The organism is Enterobacter chengduensis (assembly GCF_001984825.2).
Lineage (GTDB): Bacteria > Pseudomonadota > Gammaproteobacteria > Enterobacterales > Enterobacteriaceae > Enterobacter > Enterobacter chengduensis.
In genome coordinates this window covers 1298012-1310698 of sequence record NZ_CP043318.1, presented here as the reverse complement: position 1 = coordinate 1310698, position 12687 = coordinate 1298012, and the positions used below count along the sequence as shown (strand labels likewise).

The window sequence follows — 12687 nt, the reverse complement described above, 5'->3', positions numbered from 1 at the left end:
CGTAAGTCAGACTCACGATCAAATGGGGCGAATACTCTCTTCATCCAGGTCGGCGTCGAAGAACCGGCGCAGGGTCTGGATGTTGTTATCCGCAATAATCGCCTCGCGCGCCTGCGCGAGCTTCTCTTCATAAATGGCCTGGCGCCACTCGAGCGGCGTTTTCACTGCCGGATTATCATCTTCAATGATAGTCAATTCAACCGGCGCACCCTGTAAAGCGGCGAGCGCCTCGGCCAGCACCTTTTGCGCGCCAGGGGAATTAAGGTGCCGTTGACCCGGGCGCAGGTGCAGACGCACCTGATTGCCGTCCTGCTCTTTCCAGGCGTTCAGCGCAACCTGCTCAACCAGCTTCGGCAGCTGGAGTTTGCTGACCTCGGCGGCCCAGGCGTCGCGCGCAATGGACTCTTCGGCAAGCTTTGCGGAAAGCTCCGGCGTTTTCTCATGCTCCAGCGCCTTTTTCAGCGCTTTCGGCGTGGCGACCTCTTCCTTCACCGTGTCGACAACGGTGGTCGCCTTCCAGCGGTAAGCCTCTTCTTTCACCGGGGCTTTCTGCTCGAGCGCGGACGGTGCCGGACGCGACTGCACGCGCTCCGTTACCGAGGCCAGTCGTTCAAGCGCGGCGTTGTTCACCGGCCGCGCTCTTCCTGGCGCTGCCGGTTCACTCTTTTTTGGTTTGGTTACTCCCTGCGCACGCTGCAGCTGGCTGCGCGCGGCAAGCACCGAACTGGTGGCATCCGACAGCGGCACGTTCTGCTGCGGTGGCGGCGTCGGCTGCTGAGGCACCTGCTGCGGCGACATCACCGCCGTCGGGGCGACCGGGGCAAATGACTGGCGCGGCACTTCCGGCTCCGGCAGCGGCATGCGCGGGTGGAACGCCAGCGCGCGCAGCAGCGTCATTTCTACGCCCATTCGCGGATCCGGCGCAAACGGCAGCTCTTTGCGGCCAATCAGCAGCGTCTGGTAATAAAGCTGCACGTCGGCAGGCGGCACGGTGCGGGCAAGTTCACGCATCCGCTGTTCAATGGCGGCCATATCCGCGCCAATCGCCGACGGAGAAAGCTGGAGCATCGCCACGCGGTGCAGCAGGCTGAGCATCTCAACCAGCAGCCCTTCCCACTCAATACCGCGGGCAGCGGCCGCGTTCACCTGCGACATCACGCGTTCGCCGTTAGCGGCAATCATCGCTTCGATAAGCGACAGCGCCTGATCGTCATCCAGCGTGCCGAGCATGGTGCTGACCGCCTCGGTGGAGAGCTTGCCGTCACCGCTGGCAATCGCCTGGTCGGTCAGGCTTAGCGCATCGCGCAGGCTGCCGTCCGCCGCGCGGGCCAGCAGCTGCAGGGCGCGCGGTTCGTGGACAATCTTCTCTTCATCAAGAATGTGCTCAAGCTGCGCGCGGATCTGTTCGACATCCAGCGCCTTCAGATGGAACTGCAGGCAGCGTGACAAAATGGTGACCGGCAGCTTTTGCGGATCGGTGGTCGCCAGCAGGAACTTCACGTGCGCGGGCGGCTCTTCCAGCGTTTTCAGCAGGGCGTTGAAGCTGTGGCGCGACAGCATGTGCACTTCATCGATCAGGTAGACCTTGAAGCGGCCACGCGCCGGGGCGTACTGCACGTTGTCGAGCAGATCGCGGGTATCTTCCACTTTGGTGCGCGAGGCGGCGTCGATCTCGATCAGATCGACAAAACGCCCCTGCTCGATCTCCCGGCAGTTATCGCACACGCCGCACGGCGTGGCGGTGATCCCGGTTTCGCAGTTGAGGCCTTTTGCCAGCAAACGGGCAATAGAGGTCTTGCCGACGCCGCGGGTGCCGGAGAAAAGATAGGCGTGATGGATGCGACCTAGCGACAAGCCGTTCGCCAGGGCCGTCAGCACATGTTCCTGACCGACAACGTCAGCAAAGGTTTGTGGTCGCCATTTACGGGCTAACACCTGATAACTCATGGGCAGGCTCTGCAACGCTGGAAGGTGAATTTATGGAGGGGAATGCTATCACAACCTCACCCATTGAGCGAGGTTGTGAAACCGGGATTAATGACCCGGGAAAGGCACCAGGCTGTAGCTGGTGATGCCCTGTTTTTCCAGACGCTGTTCACCGCCGAGATCGAACAGGTTGATGATGAAGGCCGCGTCGGTCACTTCCCCACCCAGACGGCGGATCAGCTTCACGGTCGCTTCAATGGTGCCGCCGGTCGCCAGCAGATCGTCCACCACCAGCACTTTGTCGCCAGGCTTGATCGCGTCAACGTGGATCTCAAGCCGATCGGTGCCGTACTCCAGCTCGTAGCTTTCTGCGATGGTTTCGCGCGGCAGCTTGCGCGGCTTACGCACCGGCACAAAACCCACGCCCATCGCCAGCGCAACCGGTGCGCCGAACAGGAAGCCACGGGCTTCGGTACCTACTACTTTGGTGATCCCGGCGTTTTTATAACGCTCGACCAGCAGTTCAATGCTGAGCGCGTACGCTTTCGGGTCTTCCAGCAAGCTGGTGACATCACGGAAAAGAATGCCAGGCTTTGGATAGTCCTGGATGCTTTTGATGCTGTTTTTCAGATATTCAAGCTGCTGTGCAGTTGCGGTCATCGGTTTGTGCCTAAATGAAACAGTGTTACTCACGGCGCGCAACGTAGTGGGTAAAGGCAACAATTGTTTAACCTTTAACCGGGCGCGCCTGTGCTCGAAAACGGTCGAATTTACTGGCTGTACGCAATAATTGCAACAGCCATGATAAGGCTTCAGTGCTTTTGTTGCTTTTCATCAACCACGGGGATCCGCCACATGAAGATAAGCAGGCAGGTCAGGATGACCAGCAGCAGGATCCGCACCCACATCATTTTCACCAGCCATAATGAAATGGCGAAGGTGATGAGGATCACCGCGATCGCGCGCGGCTTCGCCCCGGGCGGCATGGCCCGGTGCTGTTGCCAGTGCCGCAGATAGCCGCCAAACCATGAGCGATAGAGCAGCCAGTGGTGAAAGCGCGGTGACGAGCGGGCGAAGCACCAGGCCGCCAGCAGGATAAACGGCGTGGTCGGCAGCAGGGGCAAAACCACGCCCAGCGTGCCAAGCACTACCGCCAGCCAGCCAATGATGATTAAAATAGTACGCTGCATAATGCGAATCGTTATCAAACTGAACGGCTACTTTACCACTGGAGAGCGTCTTGAAAACAGCACTGCTTCTTGAGAAGCTGCAAAATCAGCTGATTGCTCTGCGGGCGCAGGCCACGCCGCTGATGGGGCACGCCACGCTGAAACCGCGCTTTGACCGGCAGCTTTTTCGCACCCGCAGCACCGTATTTCAGGATTACCTTGCCGAAGCGCAGACCAACCTCGACGAGCTTAGCCATGCGGTTGAGAATAAACAGCAGGAACAGGTGGCGTGGCTTGCAGAGCATCTCACCGAGCAGATCATCGCCCTGCATCGCGAAATCGCCGCCTGGCCGCTGCGCGCCTGGGACAGCGCCTCGCCGGGGCTCGGCAAATGGCAGCGCAAGCGGCTGGAGAACCAGGAGTTTGAGCGCCGACTGTTTGAGATGAAGCGCGAGCGCGAAGTGCGGCTGAACAACAGCGAAACGCTGGAAGAACAGCAATTACTGATGCGCGAGATTAGCGCGCTGGAAGGACGCATCGTCCGCTGCCGTCAGGCGCTGGACGAGATTGAACGCGTCATTGAACGTTTGACCCGCTAACAGGAGCCACACCCATGTCACTGGAAAATGCACCCGATGAGGTCAAGCTGGCCGTCGATTTGATTATGCTGCTGGAGAATCATGAGATCCCGACGGAGACGGTGCTGAAGGCGCTGGAGATTGTGCGGCGGGATTTTGAGGGGAAACTTCCCCCTCACCCTGCCCTCTCCCCTGAGGGGAGAGGGTAAAAGCAAAAGCAGACCGCACCAGATTATTCCCTCTCCCTTCAAGGGAGAGGGTTAGGGTGAGGGTCATCACCCTTAATCTCGCGCTTCACTTCCGTATGCTCATCACCTTTCTCGTTGCGCAGGTGAACCTCAAGCTGGTTGAAGGCGATATTGATATCGTTTTCACGACACAGGCGATCGATAGAGCGGTTCAGCTCATCCACCGTGTAGCTGCGGTCGCGCAGCTCGCGCACGTATAAACGCAGCTCGTGATCCAGCGTGCTCGCGCCAAAGGTGGTGAAGAAGACCGCCGGAGCCGGATCGTGCATCACTTTCGGATGCTCAGACGCCGCCTTGAGCAGCACCTCTTTCACCTTATCCAGATCCGATCCATAGGCTACGCCCAGGCGGATCACCACGCGCGTCACCGTGTCGGAAAGCGACCAGTTGATCAGACGCTCGGTCACGAACGCCTTGTTCGGGATGATCACCTCTTTGCGATCGAAATCGGTAATCGTGGTGGCACGAATGCGGATCTTGCTGACCGTTCCCGAGAACGTGCCGATGGTAACGGTATCGCCGATACGCACCGGGCGTTCGAACAGGATGATCAGGCCGGAAACGAAGTTACCGAAGATCTCCTGCAGGCCAAAACCCAGACCGACCGACAGGGCCGCCGCCAGCCACTGCAGTTTATCCCACGAGACGCCCAGCGAACCGAATACCGTCATCGCCCCAACAATAATGATGACGTAGTTAAGGATCGTGGTAATGGCGTACGACGCCCCCTGGCGAAGATTCAGACGCGACAGGAGCAGCACTTCAAGCAGGCCCGGCAGGTTGCGAATCAGCGCCCAGGCCACCACCGACGACACCAGCGCAAACAGCAGGCTGCCCATGGTCACGCTTTTCATGACCGCCGCGCCCGCTTCGGTTCCGTTGTATTGCCAGAGCGTAATACTGTCGAGATAGGCGAAAACGGTAATAAGATCGGACCAGATAGCCCAGAACATCACGGCAAACAGGGCGATCATCACCAGCATGGTGATGCGCAGCGTCTGCTGGTTAACCTGTTCCAGCGCGATGGTCGGCTCTTCCTGCGGCTCCGCGCCCTCGGCCCCCTCTTTCACCTGATGCTGACGACGCGCGATGGCGCGGCGATAGGCAATACGGCGGGCCGCCACGCTCAGGCCGCGCAGCACGGTCTGATAGAGCAGGTTCCAGACGATCACCAGATAGACCGTTTCAATCCAGCGCCCGGACAGGCGCAGCGTGGTATAGAAGTAGCCCGTTGCCGTCAGCACCATCAGCGCCAGCGGAATGATCGCCAGCACCGTCACGGTGGCCAGGCGAATATTGTGGGACTCTTTATCACGCCAGCTGTCGCGGCACATCGGCCACATCAGGATAGCAATCAGCAGCAGGTTCAGCAGGATGACCAGTTGGCCCAGCACGTCATCCATCAGATGCAGCGGGGAAAGCTCGGAGACAACCGACCAGAAGTGCAGCGGCAGCAGCGCCAGGCTGATGCGCACAATCTGACGACGCCAGTGGCTGGTCAGTTGCGCAGGCATGTTGAAATGACGCACCGCCACGCCGTCTTTTTCCAGCACCTTCCAGCACAGGCCAAACACCAGCCAGAACACTGCCAGTTTTTTGCTGAACGCCCACAGCAGATCGCTGACGTTGAGCTGCATGGTGAGCAGAATCAGGCCCACGGCCAGAATAATCAGGCACACCGGCAGGGCGCGAATCAGGTCGATCAGAATCGCTTTTGGCGTATGGAGCTGGCTGTCGTTGCGCAGCTGACCCACTTCGGAGGCCAGCTTCGCCTGGTACTGTTTAAGCCATTTCAGGCGCCAGCGAATCAGCCCCGCAATGAGCAGCAGCGGTAAACCGGCCAGCAAAGCAATCATTACCGCAGGCCAGGCTTTCTCCCAGTTCACGGTAATTTTCATGCTCTTGATCTGCGTTTTCAGCGTCTCAGGGAAGGATTTAATCCAGTCCCAGTCCATCGGCTTGTTGCTGTTCACCCAGAAAATCTGCTGGGTCAGGATCTCCTGCAGGCTTTTCGAGACGCTCACCAGCTGCTGCTGGTTGATCTGCAGGTTGATGGCCATCATCAGCTGGTTACCCAGCTGTTTGTTGAGCTGGTCCAGCAGCTCGCGACGCATATCGACAACCTGGAGCAGCGCTTCGTGCACTTCCGGATTCACGTCGCTGGAATGCCCTTCCTCAATTTTGGCGACAAAGGTATCGCTCTGGAAAAGGGCATCGCGCTGCTGGTTGACGTCAAACTGTTCCAGACGTAAATCCGCAATGCGGTTGGTCATGTCCTCCAGCTCGTCGGCGGACGGGAGCGTCTGCTGCTGCTGGTAGAGAATACGCGACAGCAGGAGGCTGCCTTTCAGGACCGCGATCTGCTCTTTGATGTTGCGCTCCGCCTGCAGCGCGCGATCCAGCCAGTTCTTCACTTTGATATTTTGCTGAACCAGCGAGTTGCCGTTTTCCGTCGCCAGTATCAGGCGCTGGCTAAGCTGGTGGTTGGCCTCAAGCTCCTGCTTCACCAGCGGATTGGCCTGAATGCGGGCGGTTTCGTCAGGGGATACGGCTTCCTGGGCGGTTTTTTCCGTTAGCGTCAGACGCTTGCTGTTGACCGCTTCCTGCAGCAGCTGAAGCTGGTGTTCCAGACGGTTAATGTTCGCGGTGACGTAATCACGCTGCTTCTGCAGCGTATCCTGCAGCACCGTATTCCCTTCCAGGCTTTTACGCTGCTGATCAATCTGCGCGTTGAGCAAGGTCTGCTGAACCAGCAGCAGGGTTTGCTGCGTCGGACGTAGCGTTCCCTCTCCTACCGTTGTGCCGTTGAGGCGGTTGCGGATCTGCTGCAGCTGCTGAGACGCGGCGTACATCGCGTTTTGCACGCGCTCGGGCTGGGTCTGCAGAGAGACAAGCTGGCTGTTATAGGTGGCGAGATCGGACTGCGCCGTTTGCAGGTCGTCGAGCAGTTGTGCGACGCGCGACTCAAGCTGGCGTAAGGAGAGCGTGGCGAGCGTTTTGCGCGTTTCGTCGTCGTTATCAACGTCACTCAGGGCATTCAGCGATTCCGTCGCTTTACGCATGTTTTCAGGAGCCTGCGCCACCTTCTGGCGAAGCTGGGTGGTTTCAGCTTTGACGCGTTCAATTTTATCCAGCGTTTCCAGCGTTTCCGTCAGATCCTGCTGGGTGAGTTTCTCCTGAGGCGAGAGCTCTTTTTGCTTGTTCAGCGAGTCGAGCTGCGACTGAACATCGGCGCGCGAGGGAATATCATTGCTGTTATCGGCGCGGGCCCAGGTCAGCGGCGCCGTGGCGAAGAAAAACAGCATCGCAAGGAGCAATGCAAAAACAGGATGTTGCGAGCGATTGATGGGCAGCATAGTTGTGAATGATGTCAGAAGATGACCGAAAATAGTCCGGCGTGAAGAATATCACGCTCGCCGAAAGCAGAATAGCGCGAACGTTACCCTCTGAGATAAATCCTGGAGAGGGATCAGGCCGTTAGCGAAGGCGCGTCGTTGCGCAGCGTGGGGCAGAGCTGCAGCATCTCCAGTAAAATCGCCACGTAGCTGCGGGCTTCTTCTTTGAGATCAAAGGATTGTGGCGCGAAAAGCCAGTTTTCCATCAGGCCTGAAATGTAGCTGCGCATCAGGATTGCCGCCCGACGGGTCATGAGGTTGGCCGGGAGCAGTTTGGCCTGCATGCACTGATTGAGGTTCTGTTCGATACGGTCATAGCTTTCCAGGCTGAGGCTGCGTTGCGCCTGCTGCACCACCGCCATTTCGCCCACGAACTCGCATTTATGATAAATAATTTCCATCATTAATCTGCGACGTTCTTCAACTACCGTCGCTTCAAGGATATATACTAATATTTCTCTTAATACTGAGAGTGGATCGTCAGGGAATTTTGCCCGATACTCACTCTCGAGATCGCTAATGCTGGACTCTGAAAGCTCCCAGATTTCGCTGAACAGATCTGACTTGTCCTTAAAATGCCAGTAAATCGCGCCCCGCGTCACACCGGCAGCCTGAGCAATTTGTGCCAGCGAGGTAGAAGAAACACCCTGCTGCGAGAACAAACGTATTGCCACATCAAGTATGTGTTGTCGGGTTTCAAGCGCTTGTTGTTTAGTTTTTCGTGCCATAGGTGGGTGAATTTACAGGAGTCAGATTTACATACATTTGTGAATGTATGTACCATAGCATGACGATAATATAAACGCAGCAATGGGTTTTAGACTCAGGACCCTTGATCAATTTGAAATCGGACACTCGAGGTTTACATATGAACAAAAACAGAGGGTTAACGCCTCTGGCGGTCGTTCTGATGCTCTCAGGCAGCTTAGCGCTAACAGGATGTGACGACAAACCGGCTCAACAAGGAGCTCAGCAGGCGCCAGAAGTAGGCGTCGTGACGCTCAAATCTGAACCTCTACAAATCACCACCGAATTACCAGGCCGGACAAATGCTTACCGTATTGCGGAAGTACGTCCTCAGGTTAGCGGCATTATCCTGAAGCGTAACTTCACCGAAGGCGGTGATGTGAAGGCCGGTGAGTCTCTGTATCAGATTGATCCAGCAACCTATCAGGCATCTTATGAAAGTGCGAAAGGCGACCTGGCGAAGGCGCAAGCCGCAGCCAAAATCGCCCAGCTGACGCTGAACCGCTACCAGAAACTGCTCGGTACTAAGTACATCAGCCAACAGGATTACGATACCGCCCTGGCAGATGCACAGCAGGCTAACGCGGCCGTAGTGGCAGCGAAAGCGGCCGTCGAAACCGCGCGCATTAACCTGGCCTATACCAAAGTGACCTCCCCTATCAGCGGTCGTATTGGTAAGTCTTCCGTCACGGAAGGCGCACTGGTGCAGAACGGTCAGACCACCGCGCTGGCGACCGTGCAGCAGCTCGATCCGATCTACGTTGACGTGACGCAGTCCAGCAATGATTTCCTGCGCCTGAAACAGGAGCTGGCTAACGGCACACTGAAACAGGAAAACGGCAAAGCCAAAGTGGAGCTGATTACCAACGACGGTATCAAGTTCCCGCAGGAAGGTACCCTGGAATTCTCTGACGTGACGGTTGACCAGACCACCGGTTCCATCACCCTACGTGCGATTTTCCCGAACCCTGACAAAAATCTGCTGCCAGGTATGTTTGTTCGCGCGCGTCTGGAAGAAGGTACCAACCCAACCGCACTTCTGGTTCCACAGCAGGGTGTGACCCGTACGCCACGCGGCGATGCGAGCGCGCTGGTTGTCGGGGCTGATGACAAAGTCGAAACGCGCAATATCACCGCCACCCAGGCGATTGGCGATAAATGGCTTGTGACGGAAGGTCTGAAAGATGGCGATCGCGTGATTGTTACTGGTTTGCAAAAAGTTCGTCCTGGCGCGCAGGTTAAAGCACAGGAAGTGAAGTCTGACGATAAACAACAGGCTTCGGCCGCTGGCCAGTCAGAACAAACCAAGTCTTAACTTAAACAGGAGCCGTTAAGACATGCCTAATTTCTTTATCGATCGCCCCATATTTGCGTGGGTGATCGCCATTATCATCATGCTGGCAGGGGGACTTGCGATCCTGAAGCTGCCTGTCGCGCAATATCCAACGATTGCGCCACCGGCGGTGACCATCTCCGCAACCTACCCGGGGGCTGATGCGAAAACGGTGCAGGACACCGTCACCCAGGTTATCGAACAGAACATGAACGGTATCGATAACCTGATGTACATGTCCTCAAACAGTGACTCCACCGGTACAGTGCAGATCACCCTGACCTTCCAGTCAGGTACGGATGCTGACATTGCGCAGGTTCAGGTGCAGAACAAACTGCAGCTGGCGATGCCGCTGCTGCCGCAGGAAGTACAACAGCAGGGGGTGAGCGTCGAGAAATCATCCAGCAGCTTCCTGATGGTTGTCGGCGTTATCAACACCAACGGCACCATGACGCAGGAGGATATTTCCGACTACGTGGGCGCCAACATGAAGGACGCCATCAGCCGTACTTCCGGCGTGGGTGACGTGCAGCTGTTCGGTTCCCAATACGCGATGCGTATCTGGATGGATCCGAATAAGCTGAACAACTTCCAGCTGACCCCGGTTGACGTGATTAGCGCGATTAAAGCGCAAAACGCCCAGGTCGCAGCCGGTCAGTTAGGCGGTACGCCGCCGGTGAAAGGCCAGCAGCTTAACGCCTCGATCATCGCGCAGACCCGTCTGACCTCTGCCGATGAGTTCAGCAAAATTCTCCTGAAAGTGAATCAGGACGGTTCGCAGGTTCGCCTGCGCGACGTGGCGAAAGTTGAGCTGGGCGGCGAGAACTACGACATCATCGCGAAGTTCAACGGTAAACCGGCTTCCGGTCTGGGTATTAAACTGGCGACAGGCGCTAACGCCCTGGACACCGCCACGGCGATCCGCGCAGAGCTGAAGAAGATGGAACCTTTCTTCCCGTCAGGTCTGAAAATCGTTTACCCGTACGACACTACGCCGTTTGTTAAAATCTCGATTCACGAAGTGGTTAAAACCCTGGTTGAGGCGATTATTCTCGTCTTCCTGGTAATGTACCTGTTCCTGCAAAACTTCCGAGCGACGCTGATTCCAACCATCGCCGTGCCGGTTGTTCTGCTCGGGACCTTTGCGATCCTGTCGATATTCGGCTACTCGATAAACACCCTGACGATGTTCGGGATGGTGCTCGCCATCGGCCTGCTGGTGGATGACGCCATCGTGGTGGTAGAGAACGTCGAGCGCGTCATGGCGGAAGAAGGTCTGCCGCCGAAGGAAGCGACCCGTAAGTCAATGGGCCAGATCCAGGGCGCGCTGGTCGGTATCGCGATGGTGCTGTCGGCGGTATTTATTCCGATGGCCTTCTTCGGGGGCTCAACCGGTGCAATTTACCGTCAATTCTCAATTACCATCGTTTCCGCGATGGCGCTGTCGGTGCTGGTCGCGTTGATCCTGACGCCTGCGCTGTGTGCCACCATGCTGAAGCCGATTCAGAAAGGCGGTCACGGCGAGCATAAAGGGTTCTTCGGCTGGTTTAACCGCATGTTTGATAAGAGCACGCACCACTACACCGACAGCGTGGGCAACATCCTGCGCAGCACCGGTCGTTACCTGCTGCTCTATATCATCATCGTGGTGGGCATGGCCTTCCTGTTCGTGCGTCTGCCAAGCTCGTTCCTGCCGGATGAAGACCAGGGCGTGTTCCTGACGATGGCCCAGCTTCCGGCGGGTGCTTCGCAAGAGCGTACCCAGAAAGTGCTGGATGAAGTGACTGACTACTATCTCACCAAAGAGAAAGACAACGTTGAATCCGTGTTCGCGGTTAACGGCTTTGGCTTTGCGGGTCGTGGTCAGAACACCGGTATCGCCTTCGTTTCTCTGAAAGACTGGTCTGAACGTCCGGGTGAAGAGAACAAAGTTGAGGCCATTACCGGTCGTGCAATGGGCACCTTCTCGCAGATTAAGGATGCGATGGTCTTCGCCTTTAACCTGCCAGCGATTGTTGAACTGGGTACCGCGACCGGCTTCGACTTCCAGCTGATTGACCAGGGCGGTCTGGGTCACGAAAAACTGACGCAGGCGCGTAACCAGCTGTTTGGCGAAGTGGCCAAGCACCCTGACCTGCTGGTCGGCGTACGTCCAAACGGCCTGGAAGATACCCCGCAGTACAAAATCGATATCGACCAGGAGAAAGCCCAGGCGCTGGGCGTATCCATCAGCGACATCAATACCACGCTGGGCGCGGCCTGGGGCGGTAGCTACGTTAACGACTTCATCGACCGCGGTCGCGTGAAGAAAGTGTACGTGATGTCAGAGGCGCAGTACCGCATGCTGCCAAACGACATCAACAGCTGGTTCGTGCGCGGCAGCAATGGCCAGATGGTACCGTTCTCGGCATTCTCAACGTCACGCTGGGAATACGGTTCGCCGCGTCTGGAGCGCTATAACGGTCTGCCATCCATGGAGATCCTCGGTCAGGCCGCGCCGGGCCGGAGCACCGGTGAAGCCATGAACCTGATGGAAGAGCTGGCAAGTAAACTGCCTGCGGGTATCGGCTATGACTGGACCGGCATGTCCTATCAGGAACGTCTGTCCGGTAACCAGGCCCCTGCTCTGTACGCCATTTCACTGATTGTGGTGTTCCTGTGTCTGGCGGCACTGTATGAGAGCTGGTCGATTCCGTTCTCCGTTATGCTGGTGGTACCGCTCGGAGTTATCGGTGCGCTGCTTGCGGCAACGTTCCGCGGGCTGACCAATGACGTTTACTTCCAGGTAGGCCTGCTGACAACCATTGGCCTGTCGGCGAAGAACGCGATACTTATCGTTGAATTCGCCAAAGATCTGATGGAGAAAGAGGGTAAAGGCCTGATTGAGGCGACGCTTGAGGCGGTTCGTATGCGTCTGCGCCCAATCCTGATGACGTCACTGGCGTTTATCCTCGGCGTACTGCCGCTGGTTATCAGCTCAGGTGCAGGCTCCGGCGCGCAGAACGCGGTAGGTACGGGTGTGATGGGCGGCATGGTTACCGCGACCGTACTGGCTATCTTCTTCGTTCCGGTGTTCTTCGTGGTGGTTCGCCGCCGCTTTAGCCGCAAGAATGAAGATGTTGAACACAGTCATTCGGTAGAACCTCACTGATACCGGTTTCACATGATAAAAAGGCCGCATTAGCGGCCTTTTTCTTTTTCAGAAAAAATCATAAATTACGCTTATTGTCGCTCTATTTATTTTCTGCCATCTTAATTAGACATATCATAATTAACTGATAACTTAATCGG

At 56.9% G+C, this 12687-nt stretch carries 9 protein-coding genes and 1 other annotated feature; of the genes, 4 read left to right on the top strand and 5 right to left on the bottom strand.

The annotated features are described in order from the left end of the window. Positions 1–18 precede the first annotated feature (18 nt). From dnaX to FY206_RS06505, 3 genes are all read right to left on the bottom strand, one after another. Positions 19–1947: a DNA polymerase III subunit gamma/tau gene (gene dnaX / locus FY206_RS06515; RefSeq protein ID WP_032638556.1), complete on the bottom strand. Its 1929-nt coding sequence runs from the start codon at positions 1945–1947 to the stop codon at positions 19–21. Next, positions 625–689: a sequence feature (DnaX frameshifting element), on the bottom strand. (Overlaps the previous gene by 65 nt.) 87 nt (positions 1948–2034) lie before the next feature. Continuing rightward, positions 2035–2586 (bottom strand): adenine phosphoribosyltransferase, encoded by a 552-nt coding sequence (gene apt, locus FY206_RS06510; RefSeq protein ID WP_032638554.1) that lies wholly within the window; start codon positions 2584–2586, stop codon positions 2035–2037. A 152-nt stretch (positions 2587–2738) separates the two neighbouring features. Further along, positions 2739–3116 (bottom strand): DUF454 family protein, encoded by a 378-nt coding sequence (locus tag FY206_RS06505; protein ID WP_032638552.1) that lies wholly within the window; start codon positions 3114–3116, stop codon positions 2739–2741. 50 nt (positions 3117–3166) lie between these two features. Here FY206_RS06505 and priC point away from each other — a divergent pair, with 50 nt between their 5' ends. Together priC and rsmS are read left to right on the top strand one after the other, a co-directional pair. Next, positions 3167–3694 carry a primosomal replication protein N'' gene (gene priC, locus FY206_RS06500; RefSeq protein WP_032638551.1) on the top strand — a complete coding sequence of 176 codons (528 nt, stop codon included), beginning with the start codon at positions 3167–3169 and terminating at the stop codon, positions 3692–3694. Positions 3695–3708: 14 nt separating this feature from the next. Beyond that, positions 3709–3882 (top strand): pleiotropic regulatory protein RsmS, encoded by a 174-nt coding sequence (gene rsmS, locus FY206_RS06495; protein WP_032638549.1) that lies wholly within the window; start codon positions 3709–3711, stop codon positions 3880–3882. A gap of 38 nt (positions 3883–3920) precedes the next feature. On the opposite strand, the gene mscK is transcribed toward rsmS, so the two are convergent. Further along, positions 3921–7277: a mechanosensitive channel MscK gene (gene mscK, locus FY206_RS06490; RefSeq protein ID WP_077064108.1), complete on the bottom strand. Its 3357-nt coding sequence runs from the start codon at positions 7275–7277 to the stop codon at positions 3921–3923. Between the two features lie 113 nt (positions 7278–7390). Beyond that, on the bottom strand, positions 7391–8044 hold the full coding sequence (acrR, locus tag FY206_RS06485) for a multidrug efflux transporter transcriptional repressor AcrR (RefSeq protein WP_032638545.1): 654 nt from the start codon (positions 8042–8044) through the stop codon (positions 7391–7393). Between the two features lie 140 nt (positions 8045–8184). Between acrR and acrA the strand changes: the two genes are divergently transcribed. Both acrA and acrB read left to right on the top strand, forming a co-directional pair. Further along, positions 8185–9378 carry a multidrug efflux RND transporter periplasmic adaptor subunit AcrA gene (acrA, locus tag FY206_RS06480; protein WP_023310601.1) on the top strand — a complete coding sequence of 398 codons (1194 nt, stop codon included), beginning with the start codon at positions 8185–8187 and terminating at the stop codon, positions 9376–9378. A 22-nt stretch (positions 9379–9400) separates the two neighbouring features. Continuing rightward, positions 9401–12547: a multidrug efflux RND transporter permease subunit AcrB gene (gene acrB / locus FY206_RS06475; protein ID WP_077064109.1), complete on the top strand. Its 3147-nt coding sequence runs from the start codon at positions 9401–9403 to the stop codon at positions 12545–12547. The last annotated feature ends 140 nt before the right edge of the window (positions 12548–12687 follow it).